At 58.5% G+C, this 20,034-nt stretch carries 17 protein-coding genes; 6 read left to right on the top strand and 11 right to left on the bottom strand.

Features of this window, described 5'->3' with window-relative positions; all coding sequences use genetic code 11:
• Positions 1–7: 7 nt before the first annotated feature.
• From JNB85_RS10770 to JNB85_RS10745, 6 genes are read right to left on the bottom strand one after another with little or no spacing between them, the layout of a single operon-like run.
• Entirely contained in the window at positions 8–1,225 is a 1,218-nt protein-coding gene (locus JNB85_RS10770; RefSeq protein WP_220334313.1) for a DegT/DnrJ/EryC1/StrS family aminotransferase, read from the bottom strand.
• The gene (locus JNB85_RS10765; RefSeq protein ID WP_220334312.1) at positions 1,222–2,196 is read right to left on the bottom strand and encodes an NAD-dependent epimerase/dehydratase family protein; all 975 of its coding nucleotides are present in this window, start codon (positions 2,194–2,196) and stop codon (positions 1,222–1,224) included. The genes JNB85_RS10770 and JNB85_RS10765 overlap by 4 nt, the downstream gene beginning before the upstream one ends.
• On the bottom strand, positions 2,193–2,912 hold the full coding sequence (locus JNB85_RS10760) for an acyltransferase (protein ID WP_220334311.1): 720 nt from the start codon (positions 2,910–2,912) through the stop codon (positions 2,193–2,195). Before JNB85_RS10760 ends, JNB85_RS10765 begins: the two co-directional genes overlap by 4 nt.
• On the bottom strand, positions 2,902–4,005 hold the full coding sequence (locus JNB85_RS10755; RefSeq protein ID WP_220334310.1) for a DegT/DnrJ/EryC1/StrS family aminotransferase: 1,104 nt from the start codon (positions 4,003–4,005) through the stop codon (positions 2,902–2,904). The genes JNB85_RS10760 and JNB85_RS10755 overlap by 11 nt, the downstream gene beginning before the upstream one ends.
• Positions 4,002–5,039, bottom strand: a complete 1,038-nt coding sequence (locus tag JNB85_RS10750; protein ID WP_220334309.1) for a Gfo/Idh/MocA family protein — start codon at positions 5,037–5,039, stop codon at positions 4,002–4,004. The genes JNB85_RS10755 and JNB85_RS10750 overlap by 4 nt, the downstream gene beginning before the upstream one ends.
• Complete coding sequence (locus JNB85_RS10745; protein ID WP_220334308.1) at positions 5,036–5,542, bottom strand: acyltransferase; 507 nt, start codon at positions 5,540–5,542, stop codon at positions 5,036–5,038. Before JNB85_RS10745 ends, JNB85_RS10750 begins: the two co-directional genes overlap by 4 nt.
• Before the next feature lie 555 nt (positions 5,543–6,097).
• Between JNB85_RS10745 and JNB85_RS10740 the strand changes: the two genes are divergently transcribed.
• Positions 6,098–6,886 (top strand): response regulator transcription factor, encoded by a 789-nt coding sequence (locus JNB85_RS10740; protein WP_220334307.1) that lies wholly within the window; start codon positions 6,098–6,100, stop codon positions 6,884–6,886.
• 208 nt (positions 6,887–7,094) lie between these two features.
• Here JNB85_RS10740 and JNB85_RS10735 read toward each other — a convergent pair whose 3' ends face one another.
• The 5 genes from JNB85_RS10735 to JNB85_RS10715 form a co-directional block, all read right to left on the bottom strand.
• Positions 7,095–8,087 carry a glycosyltransferase family 2 protein gene (locus JNB85_RS10735; RefSeq protein ID WP_220334372.1) on the bottom strand — a complete coding sequence of 331 codons (993 nt, stop codon included), beginning with the start codon at positions 8,085–8,087 and terminating at the stop codon, positions 7,095–7,097.
• Between the two features lie 108 nt (positions 8,088–8,195).
• Entirely contained in the window at positions 8,196–9,161 is a 966-nt protein-coding gene (locus tag JNB85_RS10730) for a glycosyltransferase family 8 protein (RefSeq protein ID WP_220334306.1), read from the bottom strand.
• 57 nt (positions 9,162–9,218) lie between these two features.
• Positions 9,219–10,271 (bottom strand): UDP-glucuronic acid decarboxylase family protein, encoded by a 1,053-nt coding sequence (locus tag JNB85_RS10725; protein ID WP_220334305.1) that lies wholly within the window; start codon positions 10,269–10,271, stop codon positions 9,219–9,221.
• Positions 10,272–10,315: 44 nt separating this feature from the next.
• A complete protein-coding gene (locus tag JNB85_RS10720; RefSeq protein WP_220334304.1) occupies positions 10,316–11,809 on the bottom strand; it encodes a sugar transferase in 1,494 nt (497 codons plus the stop codon).
• A 15-nt stretch (positions 11,810–11,824) separates the two neighbouring features.
• Positions 11,825–12,682, bottom strand: a complete 858-nt coding sequence (locus JNB85_RS10715) for a WecB/TagA/CpsF family glycosyltransferase (protein WP_220334303.1) — start codon at positions 12,680–12,682, stop codon at positions 11,825–11,827.
• Between the two features lie 293 nt (positions 12,683–12,975).
• Here JNB85_RS10715 and JNB85_RS10710 point away from each other — a divergent pair, with 293 nt between their 5' ends.
• The 5 genes from JNB85_RS10710 to JNB85_RS10690 all read left to right on the top strand — a co-directional run bounded on the left by JNB85_RS10710 (position 12,976) and on the right by JNB85_RS10690 (position 19,925).
• Positions 12,976–13,881, top strand: coding sequence for a phytanoyl-CoA dioxygenase family protein (locus JNB85_RS10710; protein ID WP_220334302.1), 906 nt, complete (start codon positions 12,976–12,978; stop codon positions 13,879–13,881).
• Positions 13,882–14,534: 653 nt separating this feature from the next.
• Entirely contained in the window at positions 14,535–15,485 is a 951-nt protein-coding gene (locus JNB85_RS10705; protein WP_220334301.1) for a glycosyltransferase family 2 protein, read from the top strand.
• The gene (locus tag JNB85_RS10700) at positions 15,482–16,582 is read left to right on the top strand and encodes a glycosyltransferase family 4 protein (RefSeq protein WP_220334300.1); all 1,101 of its coding nucleotides are present in this window, start codon (positions 15,482–15,484) and stop codon (positions 16,580–16,582) included. The genes JNB85_RS10705 and JNB85_RS10700 overlap by 4 nt, the downstream gene beginning before the upstream one ends.
• Entirely contained in the window at positions 16,576–17,718 is a 1,143-nt protein-coding gene (locus JNB85_RS10695; protein ID WP_220334299.1) for a glycosyltransferase family 4 protein, read from the top strand. The genes JNB85_RS10700 and JNB85_RS10695 overlap by 7 nt, the downstream gene beginning before the upstream one ends.
• The gene (locus tag JNB85_RS10690; RefSeq protein ID WP_220334298.1) at positions 17,715–19,925 is read left to right on the top strand and encodes a GumC family protein; all 2,211 of its coding nucleotides are present in this window, start codon (positions 17,715–17,717) and stop codon (positions 19,923–19,925) included. The genes JNB85_RS10695 and JNB85_RS10690 overlap by 4 nt, the downstream gene beginning before the upstream one ends.
• The last annotated feature ends 109 nt before the right edge of the window (positions 19,926–20,034 follow it).

Here is a 20,034-nt window from a genome sequence, read left to right as displayed (position 1 = left end):
ACCGTAATCAGACGAGAGCGACGTCCATGACGCGTCGCACGCCGGAGGGCTCGGTAGCAACTACCGAAAGGGTCTCGCGAAGCGCCTCAACGACCCTTTCCATATCGGCTGCCGTCATCTGGGCATAGAGCGGCAGGATGATCGTTTGCTGCTGCGCTGACACACTTTGCATCAGGCTCGTGGCAGCGCGGTGAGAACTGTTGTCGGAGTAGGCGCCCTCCAGATGAATGTTCATCACCCCGCGCCGCGTCGAGATCCCCTGATCGAGCAAGATTTGCATGACGGCGCGCTGGTCGACGGTATCGGGCAGTCTTACACAGAAGCTCTGCCAGTTGCTGCGAGCCCAACGCGGTTCGACCGGCAACGACAATCCGGGTATCGTCGACAGGCGTTCGCAATACTGCTCGGCAAGCAGCCTGCGCTGCGCAATCAGCTCCGGCAGCCGCCGCAACTGTTCGCGTCCGACAGCGGCCTGGAGATCGGTCATACGGTAGTTATAACCCAACTCGTCATAGTCTTCGAAGATCACCTGTTTCGAGCCGTGACGGACAGTATCCGTGATGCTCATGCCATGCTGACGCCACAGCCGGAACTTCCGGTCATATTCGGGATTGGCGGTGGTCAACATGCCGCCATCGCCCGTCGTGACGACCTTACGGGGATGGAAGGAGAAGCAGGCAATGTCGCCATGCGCTTTGCCGATCTTTTCCCAGCGTCCATCCCAGAGGATTTCGCTCCCCGTCGCGCAGGCCGCATCTTCGATAACCGGTATCTGATGGCGCCTGCCGATCTCCACGATCGAGCGGAGATCGCAGGGCATGCCGAGCTGATGCACGCAGAGAATTGCTTTGGTGCGGGGCGTGATTGCCGCTTCGATCAGGCTGGCGTCGATATTGTAACCGTCCGCCTCGATGTCGACAAAAACAGGCACTCCATCGCAGTAGCGAACGGCATTCGCGGTTGCGATGAACGAATGGCTGACGGTGATAACTTCATCGCCGGCACCGACACCGACTGCCTTCAGAGCGAGATGCAGCGCAGTCGTGCAGTTGGAGACGGCGCAGGCATGCGCCGCACCGACAAAGGCGGCAAATTCGCTCTCGAAAGCGGCGACTTCCGGCCCCTGCGTAACCCATCCTGACAGAATAACGCGGCGTGCAGCCTCGGCCTCCTCCTCTCCAAGAACAGGCTTGGCGACCGGAATTGTAGATGGCGACGGGCTCATGCAGCTTGGCCTCCCGCTGCGGCAGTCTTCATCTGCCACCAGGCCACAAGGTCGCGAAGCCCTTGCTCCATCGATATTTCCGCTTTGAAGCCCAGAAGCTTCTCGGCTTTGCTGATGTCTGCAAGACGGCGGGTTACACCGTTGACCGCACGTGCCTCTTTGTGCTGCGGCTCGAGTGAAACTCCCATGATGCTGCTCAGCATCTGCGCGAGCTCCAGGAGGCTTATTTCCCTGCCACTGGCGACGTTGAACACCTCGTCGGTAACGTCGCTCTTCGCTGCAAGCAGGTTTGCACGGGCGATGTCGCGTGCATCAACGAAGTCCATCGTCTGACTACCGTCTCCGTAGACGAGAGGCGGCATTCCGGCCGCCAGACGCTCCATCCAACGGATCAGCACTTCGGTATAAGCGCCGTAGACATCCATTCGGGGGCCGTAGACGTTGAAATAGCGCAATGCCACATAGCGCAGGCCGTACATGTCAGCGAAGCTGCGAAGCAGCCCCTCGTTGAATGTTTTCGCCGCGCCGTAGATCGTCCTGTTATTATAGGGATGATGCGCTTCAGTGGTTGGAAAGCTCTCGGCCAAACCCAGCACAGAGGCCGAGGAAGCCGCGACGACCTTCGACACGCCTGCCTTGACGGCGGCTTCGAGGACATTGAACGTGCCCTCGGCCAGAACATCGAAGGCGAGCCGCGGATCTTCCGCGCATTGCGTGATACGGATGGCCGCCTGATGAAAGACGATGTCGACGCCCTCGAAGGTTTTTGCGAGCAGCGCTCTGTCGCGGATATCTCCCTCGATGATGTTAACGGCTCCGCCGGCTATTGCCGTGCTGAGATTGTCCCTGCGTCCGCGCACGAAGTTATCGAGGATGATGATCTCACGCGGTTTTTCCAATGCGACGAGGTCGGCAATATGCGACCCGATCAGGCCGGCTCCACCGGTAATGAGCACCCGTTGATTTCTCACGATCTTCCTCCACGCGATATATCCAGCACAGGATCGGCTTCCGTGCGCCAGCGTATGAATTTCGCCGGCACACCGGCGACGACCGAAAACGGTTCGACATCGGAGACGACGACTGCGCCTGCTCCGACGATTGCCCCCTTCCCGATGCTGACGCCGGGAAGAATTGTCGCGTTCGTGCCGATATCTGCCCATGCGCCGATTCGGACCGGCTTGATTTCCAGATCCGTGCGGATGATCGGCACATCGACCGGCAGTGCCGTATGGGCGGAGCCAAGCACCTTGGCGCCAGGCCCCCAGCCGACAGAATCCTCGATCACCAGGTCGCGCGCGTCGAAATAGGCCATCGGGCCGATCCAGACATTGTCGCCGATCACGCAAGTGCCGTCGAAGCGCCCCTGGATATAGGCCTGGGCGCCGATGAACACGCCGTTGCCGATTTCGAAAGTTTCCGGATGTTTGAAACCGGCACCGCCTGCGACCTGCAGTCCCGTGCCGCAGCTGCGCGCGATCGCTTGCCAGATGGCTTTCCGCATCAGGGTGTCGACGACGCCGTCGCCCATCGCAAAGCGACCGTAGAGTTCGATAAGGCCAGCGCGTCCATAAGATTGCTTGAGTTCTTCGGTCAGCCCGGCTTGGTAGGCAGGGTCCGCCAGCCTTTCGTGACGGCCATGGACCGCCTGCACGATGCGAGCCTCACCTGCACGACTAGCTGACATAGGCGTATTCCAGCGTAGCGGCCACCTGATCGACGTGCCACGCGGGCATCTCCGGATAGATCGGCAGCGAGAGGACCTCCCGCGCCGCGGCTTCCGAGACTGGGAAATCACCGAGTTGGTAACCAAGGTCGGCATGGGCCTTCTGCAGATGGACGGGGATCGGATAGTGCAGCCCGGACTGAATGCCTTCCGCAGTAAGCACGCGCTGAAGCGCATCGCGATCGCGGCTTCTGATGGCATAGACGTGGTAGACGTGGCGCCGCTCAGCTGCCTCCACAGGCGTCTTCAAATGCCCTGCTCCCGCAAGCAGCGAGGTGTAGCGCCGGCCATGCATCCGACGTGCTTCGGTCCAGTCTTCGAGATGCCGAAGTTTCATGCGAAGGATAGCGCCTTGAATGGCGTCCATGCGGTAGTTGAAGCCCTTCAACAGATGGTGATAGCGCTGCTCCTGACCCCAGTCGCGCAGCATGCGCATCGTCTTGGCGTGATCGTCGCTGTTCGTCACGACGATACCTCCCTCACCGCAGGCGCCGAGATTTTTGCCCGGATAGAAGCTGAAGCAGCCCGATGAACCGATGCTGCCGGCACGAGCGCCCTTGTAGCGAGCACCATGCGCCTGGCAGGCGTCCTCGATGACCGGTATACGGTGATGGTCGGCAACCGCCTTTATCGCGTCCATATCGGCCATCTGCCCGTAGAGATGAACAGGAATAATGGCCTTCGTCCGGGACGTAATCTTCGCCTCGAGCTGGGCCGCATCCATTGTGAGCGTCGCGGGCTCGACATCGACGAATACAGGTCGTGCGCCTGTGTAGCAGATCGCCGACACCGTCGCGACAAAGGTGAATGGCACGGTGATGACTTCATCGCCGGGGCCGACACCCGCTGCAAGAAGGGACAGATGCAAAGCACTCGTCCCGGTATTGACGGCGATCGCATGCTTGACGTTGCAATAGTCAGCGAACTCCTGCTCGAGGCGGACAACCTCCTCGCCCAGTATATATTGCCCTGAGGCGAGCACGCCGAGCACCGCGGCGTCGATTTCGTTTTTGATCGACTGATACTGTGCTTTGAGGTCCAGGAAGGGGATCATGCAATGCGCCTCGCCTCTTCGAGTTCGATGACACGGCCGCGCTGGGCGAGCGACCGGCTTGCGGCTTCAAGAATGCGCACGACACGCAGCCCGGCATGGCCGTCCGTAATCGGCCGCGAATTCTGCTCGATGCACTCGACGAACTGATCCAGTTCACGCTTCAATGCTTCGGTCATATCGAGCTTGGGTGCCCACATGTCACCACTGCGGTAGCCGACCATCATCTGATGCACCTTCTCACCATAGGCCTGAGAATTCGGGTTCAGCGTGATGCCCTTGTCGTAGACTTTGATTTTCTCGCTGGGCTCCAGATCGTCGTAGACGACCATCTTGTTGCTGCCACCGATCAGCGTGCGGCGCACCTTGACCGGTGCCAGCCAATTGACGTGGATATGCGCGATGAGCTTGCTCTCGAAGAAGAGCGTCAGATAGGCGATGTTTTCCGGCTCGCCGAGGACGTGGCTCATGCCGGTCGCCGAAACCGCCACCGGCCTTTCCTGCACGACATGGTCCAGGATCGATAAATCGTGCACCGCGAGATCCCAGATGACGCTGACATCATGCTGGAAAAGCCCCAGATTGACCCGGACTGAGTCATAATAATACATGTCGCCCAAGCCGCTTTCGACCAGTTCGCGCATCTTGCGGACGGCGCCGGTGTGGACGAAGGTATGATCCACGGCCAGCACGAGGCGTCGGCGCGCGGCCTCTTCGACCATCCGCGAGGCTTCCTCCGTCGTCGATGCCATCGGCTTTTCGACGAAGACATGCTTTCCGGCCATCATAGCCTGCATGGCGAGCTTGAAATGGGTAAAGACCGGCGTCGCGATAGCGATGGCATCCACTCTCGGATCGCGCAGGACTTCCTCGAAATCATCGGTGATCGTCACTGCGGGGTAGCGGCATTTTACTGCCGCCAACCGTTCGACATTGAGATCACAGACTGAAATGAGCTGCGCGCCTGCCGCTTCCGATATGTTGCGAACCAGATTCGGACCCCAATAGCCATATCCAACAACCGCAATGCCGATCATCGCATTCCTCCCAACGCCTGCATGTTGACCGACCGGTCGTGAACGCGACCGATAATCCTGGCCGGAACGCCGGCAACGATGGCGCCCGCAGGCACATCCTTCGTTACAACCGCCCCCGCTCCAATCTGCGCAGCCTCTCCGATGGTTACGCCAGGCAGAATGGTCGCATTGCTGCCGATCGACGCGTGACGCTTGACCAGCGTGGGGAGAACGATCCAGTCTGCTTCGGTCTGCAGCCTGCCATCGGCGTTGACGGCGCGCGGGTAGGTGTCATTGGTGAACATGACCCCGTGACCGACAAAAACGCCGTCTTCCAGCGTCACGCCTTCGCAGATGAAGGAATGGCTGGAGATTTTGCAGTCCTTCCCGACGAGGACGTTTTTCTGGATTTCAACGAAAGTGCCGATGCGCGTTCCCGCGCCGATCGTGCAGCCATAGAGATTTACAAGATCTCGATGATGGATGACGCTGCTGTCATCCAGCTTTACGTTTGATGCAATCATACGCCTGCACCCCTTACGCTCTCAACACACCCTGATTCCTAGATGAAACAGCCAATCAGATGATTGCGCCCAATATTTCATCTCGAAAAACAAATATTTCTTTCCGGTCAAAGAGAATTGTTTTCGTGATTGGAGTAAAGAAACAAAACGTCTAACCGCCTCCGCCTAAAGACGTATCTACCCATGACGATGTACGCCGATGTTCATAGCTAACAATCAACATTGGTGGGGGAATAGGCTCGGGGCTGCCCCGATCGTGCGTCGAGGGTGCGCATTATTTTCATGCATTTAGCAATCGCGTCCGTAACCGAAGAACAACGCAATCAACCACTGCGCGGATGACGTAGTATCGCATAAGTTATACCAAGAATTACGTCCTATTTACACCTTACGATGGAACTAATCTGCTCCTTTAGCCTATATTAGCTAGTTTAAGATAACAGGAACTGTGGTATTCAATTCCTACTTTAGTGCTGCCAAACCCTCATATCTGAAGGGCTTGAGTGTTCGGTTGTTGTTATGGCGTAGGGAAACTCGGCTGGGGAGGATGACGCAGTGAATTCAGCGCTTGTACCAAATTTAGACTTCAGGCAGGAGAAAACAGCTCTTCCACTCAAGGTAGAGAATAACTCTACCGGATTGAGCTTACAGTCGAGGCCAAGCCACTCTTTGGTGATCCTCGACAACCGTGAACTCGACAGGCAATGCCTTGCGCAGTGCATGGCCGCCTACAAGACGGATTTACTTATACTGGCATTCGAAAGTGTTGAGGAATGGAAGCGGAGATGCGACGAATATCCGCCGCTTTCGGCAATCCTCTTGAACATCGGCGGCAAGAAGATCGATGAACCCGCCGTTGCGGGGCAGATCAGGAGTCTTGCTTCGGAATTCGGAGCGATACCAGTCATCATATTGGCTGACAGCGATGATTTCAGCCAAATCGTCAGGGCAATCGAATACGGGGCCAAGGGCTACATACCTGCTTCGGTCAGTATCAGCGTTTGCATGGAACTGATCGCATTGTCAGTGGCGGGTGGGGTTTTTGTGCCCGCAAGCACGCTGTTTGCCATGCGTCACCTTCTGGAATCCAGCAACACCACCGCTCGTCCGTTGGCCGGCATCTTTACGGATCGTCAAGCCGAGGTCGTAGAAGCACTTCGACGCGGAAAGGCAAACAAGATCATTGCCTACGAGCTCAATCTGCGAGAAAGCACGGTAAAGGTCCATGTTCGCAACATTATGAAGAAGGTCAAAGCAACGAATAGGACGGAAGTTGTATTCAAGCTCAACGACCTGTTCCAGAGTGGTATTTCAGGCGCGAGCGCGAATAGGACGCCGTGCTGAGGCCGTTGTTGGGGCAGATCCCTTCTTGTCCGTTCTTGCCCAAGTCACCCCGGGAGCGCAAATGCGCTCCCGGCGTTATTTGAAAGCGCTGCACTTTGGACCCTCTTTGTCGCTCACTCGAAAATTGGCAGCACGTCTTAGCGCCTTGACGGCGAGACGATCGCATTCCGACCGATCTTCGATGGATGAGCGACCCGACCCTGTCCGTTCATCCTGCAACTCGTCGCCCTATAGAATTCAAGGCATACCAGTATTTCGGCCCGATGGTTTGCTTGCAGACGAGCTTGATCCAGGGCAACGAATTCCGCACCTCGGGAGAAACCTCCAAGGCAAAGCGCTGAATGGCCGCGGCGGTAGCGACGTCGAAGTTATTGAACGCCATGCCGGCCATTCGAAGCGCCTCCTTCCCGAGATCTCTGGCAAGAAAGCGTCTTAGTTTCTCATCTTTCCTGAGGTTGGCTGCACCCTGGCGAAACAGGATATCGAAAGCTTGTTTTCTTTGCCGGAGGTCAGGAAGAATACTTTTCCCATAGTATTGAAGAGACATATTCGAGGAATGCCGCCGATATACTGCTTGATCCTCGTTGATATAGCCCACTCCGGCATGTGATGCGAGGCGCAGCCACATCTCCATATCACCGGTATGCGGGAGTTCCTTATGATAGCCGCCGACCTGTTTTTGCAGCGCCGTCCTCACGACAGCCGTCGGTGTCGGAACCAGGTTGTTTGCTCCGCTCAACCGCATGAATTGCGGTCCAGTCAGGACCTGCTTGGGGGGCACACTCTTATTGCCAAGAGGGTCGACGCGCTTGGTTATGATGCCGTGTGGCTCGGCTATGAGCGCGTTCCCGAACGTGAACCCCACATCCGGGTTATTGCGCATCAGCTCTGCCGAGCGGCCCAGCGCACCCGGCAAGAGATAATCATCCGCTGAGAGAAGCAGGAACAGGTCGCCGCCCGCCCACTCGATGCCCTCATTGTAGGTGGCGATGTGACCCTTGTTTGCGGTATGCCGGCGATAGGTGACCCGTTCGTCCCGGGATGCCAAAGCTGATCCGACTTCCGGCGTATTATCCGGCGAACAGTCATCCAGAATGAGCACGCGCACATCGACGCCGGCTTGCGAAAGAACGCTTTCAACACATTCCTGCAGGAAATGAGCGTAGTTGTAGCAGGGAATTACGACATCAACACGTTGCAAACTCGTTCCTCCGCAGGCAATCGTTCCTTCAGGGAATTTCAAGAAACCCGAACTCGGCATCGTTCTGCTCTTATAGGTTCCTCGCTTTCCGCTTCACTCGCGCAGACGTTAAGCCGTGGGCGCTCGCATGGCCGTTTTGGTGCAGGACCATACAGCTCTCAACAAGGCGGATCGGGCAAGCAGCCGGGAGCCTGCCCGCTTCAAGCCACTTTGAACGCGCTGCCGCGGCGTGAGCGCAAAACGGGTCCGGCATCGAAACGTATCGTAGAATGCGGCGTTCGGGCTCAAGCTACCTGATTTCCAGGGCTTCACGTTGGTCACGAAATGAGCGATCGCGAGCTTCTGCTCCAGCGCGAGACGGGCGATGACCTGCGTCGGCTCGAACTGAAAATTCCAGGCACGGTCGAGGATTTTCCACTTTCCGTCACAGGCGACGTTGAGTGCATCCTGATCTGAATATTCCGTGGTCGGAAAGCGATCGAGATACTCCAGAGATCGTTCCGATATTTTCTCGGCTCGCCATTTTGCCAGGTCGATAAGGAGAACGCCGGCGTTGAAATAGCGTTCGACCCGAAGGCCGCCTGCCCTCGGTCCGTTGCTCACCACATTGTCCAACCAGTAATCCGAAACAGCGCCGATTACTGCCTCGCCCAGATCGATGTTCCACAAGCGTTCAAGCGCACCGAGCACGAGGATGTCGCCGTCCAGATATAAAGCTCGGTTGCAGGTCTCCGGCAGGAACTGCGGCAGGAGAATTCTTGCGAAGGTCATTTTCGAGACGCCAGGGCGTGTGGAAAATCCGCTCGCGAAGGACAGGGTGCCTATCGGGTGCCACTGGATGACCGCAGAGTTTGCGGGCAGAGAATCAAAGATCCGTCGCTTCGTTTCCTCGCCGATTCCTTCATGAATAACATGGATATCCAAGGGCCATGCGTCTCTGTTGTTCTCGGCGGCCGATCTGAGAGCAGTCGCCAGGGGAACAGCGTAGGCCGCATCGACCGCAAAGACGATCGGCCCCAGCTGCTGTTTTGGCCCCACGGGGGCGGTTCCTGTTGGTATGCTATGCACATTCATGTTTCCGGCACCATCCCTCGAAACCGAGCTTCGCCCTGTAATGATCGACGGTGCTATTCACGGCCCGATCGATACGGCTTGCTGAACAGGAAGGCCGACGGCCGGAGCAGGCTGAGGGGTGTAGGCCGTTTCCGGAGACCGGACGCCAGATACGCTCCTGGCTCTGCCAGACAGCTTCCACTCGAAATAGGCGATCGTCTTATCGAGCCCTTCACGCAGATTCACTGTCGGTTGCCAGCCCAGATCTTGCTTTGCACGGCTGATGTCCGGCTTACGCTGCGTCGGGTCGTCGATGGGCAGGGGCTTGTAAACGATGCTTGATTTCGACCCCGTCATTTCGATGACCATCTCGGCCAGTTCCCGGACCTGGAATTCTCCTGGATTGCCGAGATTGATCGGACCCGTCACGCCGGCCGGCGCAGCCATCAGGCGGATGAAACCCTCGATCAGATCGTCCACATAGCAGAACGAACGCGTTTGCGTGCCATTTCCAAAGATGGTGATCGGCTCGTTTCGAAGCGCCTGAACGATGAAGTTGGAGACGACCCGGCCGTCATTGGTCTGCATGCGCGGCCCGTAGGTATTGAAGATCCGCGCCACGCGGATTTCCACGCCATATTGACGATGGTAGTCGAAGAACAATGTTTCGGCGCAGCGCTTGCCTTCGTCATAGCATGCCCGCGGGCCGATGGGATTAACGCTGCCCCGATATTCCTCGGGCTGCGGATGAACCACCGGATCGCCGTAGACTTCGCTGGTGGATGCCTGGAAGATCTTCGCCTTTGTTCGTTTGGCGAGACCAAGCATATTGATGGCCCCGTGCACGTTGGTTTTGACCGTCTGAACGGGATCGATCTGATAGTGGACCGGAGATGCCGGACAAGCGAGGTTGTAGATCTCGTCGACCTCCACATAAAGCGGAAAGGTAATGTCGTGGCGAAGGATTTCGAAGCGTGGGTCGTCGAGAAGATGCAGCACGTTGTCGCGAGAGCCGGTGTAATAATTGTCCACGGCGAGAACGTCATTGCCTTCTCGCAAGAGTCTTTCGCACAGGAAGGATCCGAGAAACCCGGTGCCGCCTGTTACCATAATTCGCTTTTGTCCGTGCATTGGTGTGCTCCGTTGTTGATGATTGCCTCGTGAAAAGAGGATGGTCAGTAGGCTCCCCTGCGTTTGAAGACTGCAGGGATCGTGCTGAGAAGAATCTGGCAGTCGAACCACAAGGACCGATTGTCTATGTAGAACTCGTCGAGTTGCTGCTGCAGTTCGATATCCGCGTTGCTTCGTTCCGATATCTGCCAAAGGCCCGTGAGCCCCGGCGTTACGGAACGACGCTTGTCTCGAAATTCACCGTCCATCGCGAGCAGGTGGTATTCCGGAAACGGACGCGGGCCGACGATCGCCATCTCGCCTGCAATAATGTTCGCCAGCTGCGGGAGCTCGTCGAAGCTCGAAGAGCGCAGGAGCTGTCCGATAACCGGCAGGACGCGCGGATCGTCCTTGAGCTTGAAGTGGCTCAACCATTCGGCTCGCATGGCAGGGTTTTCTGCGAACAACGCTTCGAGGCGCTGTTCTGCATCTTGGTACATCGTCCTCAATTTCAGGACGTGCACCGGCTTGCCGGACAGTCCTTCCCGAGTATGCCGGAAGAAGACGGGGCCTGGATCGATGGCATAGATTGCGGCTGCTGCAATCGCGATGAAGGGCGCAACCACGATCGTTGCGGGAATGGCGATTGCGAGATCGAGGCCCCGGCGAACCAGATCCGTGTTGACCGAACTGCCACCGGTGGTGATGCGAATACCGATCTCTCCGCCGACATCCGCTGGCCGCAATCCGGTAACCTTGAGGCTCGGCGTATCGGACAGAAGAACGACTTCGGCGAATTTCCGGCGCATCGCCGCCAGATCGGGGATAAGCGAGCCGATGTCCCCCGCAATCAGGGCAATGGATGCCCCCCCCTCAGACGATGCTTCAAACATGTCCTGGGAAAAGGGCTCCGGCCTGATGCCATACTGCCAGTGGTCCCTAAAATGCGCCATGAGCCCGGGAATGAGATTCCGTCCCCCTATGATGACTGCGCGCTCCCCCCAGATTCCGAGTCTCCTGCACAGGCCTCTTGCGAGCCAATGCATGACCGGCTGAACAATCAGCCCAAGGCCGAGGAAGCCAATGATGGCAAGCAGCAGTCGTTCCCCTTCCGGTAAGATGACTGCTCCGAATGCCGTTAGGGCAGCCACTTTGACGGCGGCTATGGTGCGCCGCCGCAGATGTTCGTGGTCGTGCAGCCGATACCCGGGATAGAGGCCGGCCGATGCATAAAGAACGATCGCAGCCACTGCTGCGAGGATGAAAGCGCGCTCTACTACCGCGCCCTCCGGGCCACTGGGAAGAAAAGTCAGGAGAGCAAAATAGGTAATCAGATAGCTTCCGATATCCCCGGCAATCATCAATGACGAGGTTGCAAGCCGAGGAAGCCGGCGTCGTAACGAAGCCGGCATAATCAGCCCTGACTGCCCTAACGGACCGGCAGTCTTAGCTGCTATGGGCGGAACGGAACCTGCCGAAATTGCTCGCGACGCAATGTCATTTGTGGTGGATGCTTTCGACGGGGCTGCTGTCATTGCTGACGGCGCAAATGAGGACATGATGCTTTTACTCCTCTACGGCCTTTGTCCCGACGCACCCGACCCAGAAACGGCGTCTTCGATCGGAAACTTCCGAAGCCCCAGTCTCTGGAAGGCAGTCAGGGAGATGAAGGTCGGCACGACGAGCGCATAGCGCCGCCACAGCCGTCGCGGCTCGCATAGAAGACGAAACGCCCATTCGAAGCCGCTTCTTTGAATGGCCCTCGGCGCCTGCCGCTTGAGGCCGGCGTGAAAATCGAAAGCAGCGCCGACACCGATGAGCATTGGCGCCTCCAGACAATCGCGCATACGCGCCATCCAGAGTTCCTGCTTGGGGCTGCTCAGCCCCACCCAGACGATATCGGCACCCGACCGATTGAGGCGGTCGGCAATATCCGCTTCCTCCTGCATCGATAGTTGGCGGAAAGGCGGTGCATAGGACCCAACGATCCGTGCCTGCGGAAATTTTTCGAGAAGACGCGTCCGCAGCTGCTCGAGCGTTTCGGCTGTTGCTCCATAAAGGAAGTGCCGCAAGCCTTTGGAGATGCCGGCGCCGAAAACGGCTAACATGAGATCCGGTCCGTAGACCCTGTCGCTTTCCGCATGACCGGCGCGTTTCAGTGCCCATACCAACGGCATACCGTCAGGAGTGACGAGGAACGCCAGGTTATGGATGGACCGAAGCTTGGAATCTTTTTGACACCGCACGACGCCGTGCGCGTCGCGAACGCAGACATACTCTTTCCTGCCCTCTTCAATCGCCTTTTCGATAAGTCCGGTCGCGCTTTTGAGATTGACCGCGGAAACTCGAACACCAAGGACATTCGTCCACTTCGGAGAGTCCCTTGGATCAAGGGATGAGGTTTGGTTTCTGTCTGCTGGTGAATTTCTCATGATCTACGCTTTTGCCAACTGAACCTGTAGCAAGAGTATGCTGGCAAGTCCGATGCCTCCATACTTTCAACTCCAGCTATTGGACGTAGAAAGACTTCACATTTCTGCGCGCCTCATAGAACGAATTACGATATTCGAAGTAAGGCGGCACCTTCCGGGTATGCACGATTGCTCTTTTTGATAAGCGTTACCCCGAAAAGAGCGGTTTGACCTTCGCGTTGCCGCAGAAGACAGTCGCTTTAGCGCAACCAAAGCTGGGGAGGTTTGAGCGCGACAAAGCCGGGAGAAAGACAATGGCGAATTCAACAGAGGTGAATTCAACGGATGAAATACGGATGCCGGTCAGAGAATCTTCAAGGACGCCCGGCACGACCAATCGGCTGCAGAACGATTTGATCTCCGATGGCTACGTCGTCATCAGGGATGTCCTGACGCCCGAGCAGGTGGAGAGATTACGGAGTGTTTCCAAAGAGTACCTGAGGTCAGGTGGCAAGTATTTGTACGGCGGCAAATTTCAGCTTCACGCAATGTATGTTGTAGACGAAGTCGCCAGGTTTATGACTTCCGATACGATCCTCAACCGCCTCAAGGAAATTACTCGACCGCTCGATGTCGTTCTCACAGGCGAATGCGATCTCATGATCAACACGACATCGTCGTGGCACAATGACATTCCTCACCATCCTCGCTGTGCTGATGGAAGCATTTTCTCGGACGAGAACTTCAAGGTCTACAAGATCGCATTCTACCTGCAGGACCAGGACGAAAACTCGACCGCCACCTTGAAGGTGCGGCCCAGATCCCACCTCAAGGGCTTGGTCCAGAGCCTGCCGGCGAAGGGCCTTGGAGTGCGGGCGGGGGACGCGATCATCTTCGACGTGCGGATCGAACATGCTGGGCAAATGCCGACACTGCTTGACAGGGGCCTTCGCAAATTCTTCGAGCGGATCGGTCCATTGCTTCGCCTGGACGTTCAGAAGACATTCACCGTGACGCGATCGATCATTCGACGGCTCGGCAGAACGCCCGACCGTGTCGCGGTTTTCATGACTTTCGGTCCGTCGGATGCGGAGACCTACTCCTATGCCGAAGAGGGTCGCCATCGCCATCCCGGCGTTCGAGGGACGCTCAGTGCCGACGTGCTGGCACAACTCGCCGTCAACAACATCGTTCCTCCGATCATCGGGGCGCCTGCCTAGCCTCGCGAGGCTTTCAGGGATTGATCTCAATGCCCACAATCCTGCGACTTCACGAGTGCGCAGCGTCGAGAATGGCGCGCAGTCATGCCGACAGCGCGCTGAGCCGCCGGCGGTGCCGAACGGCCCGGCGTTCTCTATTGGTCTTTTGCGATCATGATTCCGTCAACCACCGGCGAGATAGGCCGGCAGCATCTACGTCTAAGGCATGTACCCGTTATCCGAGGAGTGCATCGTACTTACGCTTTTGGCGACCCCTCCCCCAAAGGGTGGCGGCCAGGGTCAAGGGGATTGCCAATAAGAGCAGATGTTACCTGTGCCCATTCACCGGTAGCTTGGAAAAGAATGCAAGTGCGAAGGACATGGCCGGGCGGTAGTTTCTGATGACGTGAGGCGATGATTCCGGCGCAGGCTGATTGTTCGTAGTTGAAGCTTGGAGGGTTGGGATTCCTATGGTTTCGCGTTCTGGACCTGGTTCTGCACATTACATGATGGAGATATCCCTCGCGCCGGCATTAGTGGCGGCGACCTCTCCAGTTACAAGCGAGACCCCCGTCAAGCAAAGGGACACCATCATGGAGGTCCCTACGGACGCGATCATGATCACGTTGCTGCACCACGGTGCCATGCAACAAGCCGCTTGAGAGGGGGGTGTCATGGAGCGGCCGGGCATCAGCGTCCTTATCAACAATTACAATTACGGCCGCTTCGTCGGACGTGCGATAGACAGCGCCCTGGGCCAAGAGGTTCCCGACGTCGAGATAATCGTCGTCGATGACGGGTCCAGCGACGAGTCGCTTTCCATTCTGGAAGCCTATGACAGCCGCGTCAGGGTGATTGTTCAGGAGAACTCGGGACAGGCGGCCGCGATCAACACGGCCGTGAAGTTCAGCAGCGGCGGCATCCTCTGTTTTCTGGACGCCGACGACTGGTGGGCGCCCGGCAAGCTGTCAGCGACGGCGGCGACTTTTCGCTCACACCCCGAGGCCTCGCTCGTCTACCACCGACTTCAGCCGACTTCGATTGATGGCGCGCCGACCCTCAAACCGATTCCCCGGACGTTGTGCTCGGGAGATCTGTCGCCGCAGCTGACGAAATCGGCAGGCTGGTGGCCCTTCCCGATGACGTCGGCCATCTCCGTACGGCGCAGCGCTTGGGATGCTGCTGGTCCGATTCCCGAACAGTTCCGCATCTCCGCGGACGCTTGGCTCACTGGCATCTATCCGTTTCTGGGCGACGTTGCCGCCTTGCCGGACTCACTTGGATTCTATCGGATTCATAGCAACAACTGGTACCGGCCAATCGATGATGTCTCCATGCTGAAAAGGCGAATGGCGCATTGGCAGCGTAGCGTCGAAGCGACGAACCGGTTTCTCTCATTCCACGATTTACCGGCAAGGCTCAGTCTGGCGGATCACTATCCCTACCAGATGGCAGCGGCAGGCTTGGATGGCGTCAATGCGCGCACCCGGCTCAAGCTTGCGGTCGAAGGGCTGCTTTTCGCCGGAGAACCAAACTTGCTGCGGCGGACCCGCGACGCGCTGCGTAGCGCTTATTACCTCCCTCGCCCCGGTCAAGACATCGGCTTGTCGGAGGCAGCGGAATGAAGGCGCTGCTGCTCGTTTCCGAACTGGAGGACTACACCATTTCCTTCGCAAGCGGCGTCGCGCGACATATGCCGGTCGTCCTTGGCGTCCCGCGCCGGCGCTACGCTCATCTTGCTTCCTGGTTCGACCCCGCCGTCGATCTTCACCTTCTTGACTGGCCACGCCACCGGTCGCTTGCCAATCCCTGGTTCCTACATCAGCTCACGCGCCTCATCCGGCACGAGCAGCCGAACCTCATTCATCTCTTGAGCAATACCACGCTGTGGTTGAATTTTGCCGTGCCGTTCTGGCGGCCGATTCCGCTCGTGACCACCGTTCATGATGTGGAACTGCATCCCGGCGATTCCGATACGCGTACGCTGCCCGGCTGGGCGCCGGAATTAATGGTCAGACAGTCGGGGCATGTCGTCGTGCATGGCGAGGGACTGAAGCGGATGGTCCTCGATCGATATTCAAAATCTCCAGACTGCGTGCATGTCCTGTCGCATCCCGCCATCCATCGCTATGCGGAACTCGCTCGGCGGCAAAAGATGGCGCGGCGTTCCTCCGACGGAACTGTGCGCGTCCTGCTCTTTGGGCGAATTTTCGCTTACAAGGGTTTGAAGCAACTGATCCGTGCCGAGGCGATACTTAAGGATGTGCTCCCCAATCTGCATATTACGGTCGCAGGCCGTGGCGATGATCCCTGGGTCTTCCGGCCGCTCATGGGTGAAGCTGGCCGCTACGACATTCGCAACCGTTTTATCGAAGACGAGGAGGTCGCCCAGCTCTTCCTCGATGCCGATATCGTTGTCCTTCCCTACACGGAAGCATCCCAGAGCGGCGTGCTCAACCTTGCTGCGGCCTTCGGCAAACCTGTGATCGTAACCGATGTGGGCGAATTGCGAGCGACCGTTCAGCCCAACGGACTGGGAATGGTGGTTCCGCCTGACAATGCGGAAGAGCTCGCGAAAGCGATCCGTACGTTGGTGGATAATAACGATCTTAGAAACAATCTCGGCGCCAACGCACTCGAATGGGCCACAGGACCGAACTCGCCCGACCAGGTTGGCGCCCGGGCCGCCGCCCTTTATCGCGAGGTGGTCGGATCATGCTGATGAAGGTACTTATGGATGGTCATCCGTCGGAGGTGCGGAATACGACAAGCGTCCGCCACTATGTTCCAGGTGGCTGCGAGAATGGCGGCGGTATTGGCAGGCTGATCGGCTATCTGACCAGCGCGGCGAAGGAAGGCGGGACAGAACACGCAGTCACCGACACCAGAGGGCCTCGATGGTCTGCCGCGTCGTCGCCTCTGCGTCTGCTGGTCGCCATCCTGACGATGGCGAAGGATCGAGTCGTCGATCCGAAACGCATTCACCATATCCATGTCGCGGGCCGCGGCAGCACCTCCCGAAAGCTGATCTTGACCGAGGCTGCCCATTTGCTCGGGTGCTTTCACATATTGCATCTACATGACTACGATTATGCCGGCGATTTTGCTGCACGCTCGCCGCGTCAACAATCGCTGATACGCCGGATGTTTCAACGTGCTGATTGCGTCGTGGCGCTGGGTGAACGTGACCGCGCGACGCTTGCGACACGTCTGGGCGTTGACGAGCGCCGCCTCGTGATCGCTCACAATTGTGTCCCCGATCCCGGGGCACACAACACTCGTACCGGCGAGCCGCCGTTGATCATATTCCTCGGCCGGCTGAGCGAACGCAAAGGCGTTCCGGAACTTCTGCTCGCCCTTAGCCATCCGCTCATGAAAAAGCTTCGCTGGCGCGCCGTGCTAGCAGGAGACGGGCCTGTCGAAGATTATCGCCGCCAGGCTGCGGATATGGGGCTTTCAAGTCTGGTGGAGATGCCGGGATGGCTCGGCGCCGACGAGGCGCGCGCGCTGTGTGCACGCGCCGATATCCTGGTCTTGCCCTCGCATGCCGAAGGCTTGGCGATGGCGGTGCTCGAAGGGCTTTCCCACGGGCTTGCTGTTGTCACCACACGCGTTGGGGCGCACGAAGAGGTCATCTCCGACGGTGAAACCGGTGTCTTCGTCCCTGTCGGAGACAAGGATGCCTTGGCAGCGGCCCTTGCTAGACTGGTTGCGGATCCAGATGTCCGCAGCCGCCTCTCGACCAGGGCGCGCGCGCATTATCTGAATCATTTCAGTATGAAGGCATATATGCGGTCGATGGAAAAACTCTACGAAACCATCTCCGCGCAACCTCAAGCAAAGGTTAGCGCACAATGACAATTTCGACTTTTCCGCCAGACCGCAACGTGCCGCTCCCGGCGGTCCATTACGAACCCCGATTTCAGACGGAGATGAAATCGGAGGAGTTTGATCTCACGTCTGGTTTACGTTTGCTGCGTCGGCGGCTGGTGATGATCGTTGCTCTGATGGTGGTGCTGATGGCGGCTTCGATCGTGCTGATCTCGGGGTTGAGGCCGAGCTATCATGCCGGATCCCGGCTAATGATCCACAAGCCCCTGGCAACCGCGCTGAACAGCGGCGATGCCGGCGGCAATGCGCCGCTCAACGTCACCTCCGAGACCGAGCGGCTTCTGTCGAGAAGCGTGGCCGAGCGGGTCATCCGCGACTTGCGGCTCGACGAGCGGCCGGAGTTCAACCCGGCCCTGCGCCAGGCCTCCGTCGTCGATGAGATCAGGGCAACTTTGCGCGCCCTGATGAGCAGCGATCAGTCGTCGCAACCGGCAGCAGACAGTGTCGAGCCGGTCATCCAGGCCTATTACAAGGCGCTGAGTGTCTGGCGCGACGGCCAGAGCGACGTCGTCCAGGTCGGCTTTACGGCCGGCGATCCGCAACTCGCAGCCGCCGTCCCGAACCGGCTCATCAGCATCTATCTCGAAGAACGCAAGGACAGTATCCGCGCCAGCCTGGACACGGCGCAAGCATGGATCGGCCAGCGCATCGCCGAACAGCAGGATCGCGCCAAGGCAGCCCGCGATGCCGCCGACACCTATCAGCAAACGGCGGGGGTCGTTCAAAACGACGATGATCAGAGCGAACAGATCAAGGCGATCGTCGAATTGAGCGACCGGCAGACGAAGATCGGACAAAGCCGCGCCGACATCAAGGATACGATTGCCGCGCTGGAAGCAGCCGACGATCCTTCGCTTGCCGCTCAGACCAAAGCCGTTCCCGACAGCATCGGCGTGATGCAGGCCGACCTGCGGACCCAGCAGCAGGATCTTGCCCGCCTTCTCGACATCTATGGCAGCGATGCTCCCGCCGTGGTCGACCTGCGGGCAAAGATCGACAAGTCCCGCGCCGATCTCAGCACGGCGGTCGACCGGTACCTGCAGTCCATGCGCGCCAGGCTGACCGCTCTGGATGACGAGGACCGCACGGTCCGATCGGCACTGACGGCCGCCTATGAGCAGCGCTCCCGCTCGTCGCTGGCGCAGACAGAGCTTACGCGGCTGCAGCGCATCGCCGACAAGGAGCAGACGGCGCTCGACAAGCTCGAGGAGCAGCGCCGGAGCCTTGTCGGGCAGGCCATGCTGCCGGGCGCCGAACTGGAGGTCCTGTCACCGGCTGCAGTGCCGCTCACACCGCAGGGACGCAGCCGGCTGTTCTATCTGATCGGCGCCTTCTTCGCTTCCATCTCGGTTGCAGTGACGGCCGCCTTCGTGGTCGAGATGATGGACAGGACGGTGCGCAGCTTCGACCAGATCGCCGGAATCGCACGCATCGTGCCGGCCGGCTTCGTCCCGCACTTGCGACGCAAGGACCGCAGAGACCCTTCAAGGCTGTTCGGGCAAACGCAGATCGGCATGTTCGACGAAGCGATCCGCACCATCATGATCTCGCTCAAACAGACCAACGGCGGAAAGCTGCCGAACAGTATTGCCGTCACCTCGGCCCATAGCGGCGAAGGCAAGTCGCTGGTGGCCGGATCGCTGGCAATCGAACTCGCCGCCAACGGCACGCCGGTGCTGCTCGTCGACAGCGACATCCGGCGCGGACGTCTCGACACGTTGTTCAGGTCCGGCCTGACGCAGGGGCTGAACGAGTTCTTAAGTGGGCAGGCAGCTCTTCAGGACATCGTCCATCACCATCCGAGCGGCATCGACTTCATCCCGGCCGGCAATCCCGGTCTGCAGCGGCGCATGCGGTCGGCCGACCTGGCCGAGATCATCGAGATGGCCCGCGCCAGAGGCCAGATCGTCATCTTCGACAGCGCCCCGGTACTCGCCTCGGCCGACACGATGCATCTGACGGCGCTTGCCGAGCGAACGCTGATGGTCGTGCAATGGGCAAAGACCAGCCGCCGCGCCGCCGAGTTCTGCCTGCAGCAGCTCAGGAGCGCCCGCAATGCCGACATCGTCGTCACCATCAACAACGTCAAACCAAAACGTCACGCCAAATACAGCTTCCGCGACTCCGAACTCTACGCAAGGTCGTTGATGAAATATCACGATTTTAAAACGTAAATCTGAACATTACCAATGGTTTAACAGAATTTATCGACCGCCGCCGCTTAGGCAGCAGGTGAACGCCATCAATCATCACAGCCAGTACCCGCGGGATCAGCACACTAGG

Source organism: Rhizobium mesosinicum, assembly GCF_019511345.1.
Lineage (GTDB): Bacteria > Pseudomonadota > Alphaproteobacteria > Rhizobiales > Rhizobiaceae > Rhizobium > Rhizobium mesosinicum.
This window is presented reverse-complemented; position numbering and strand designations above follow the sequence as displayed.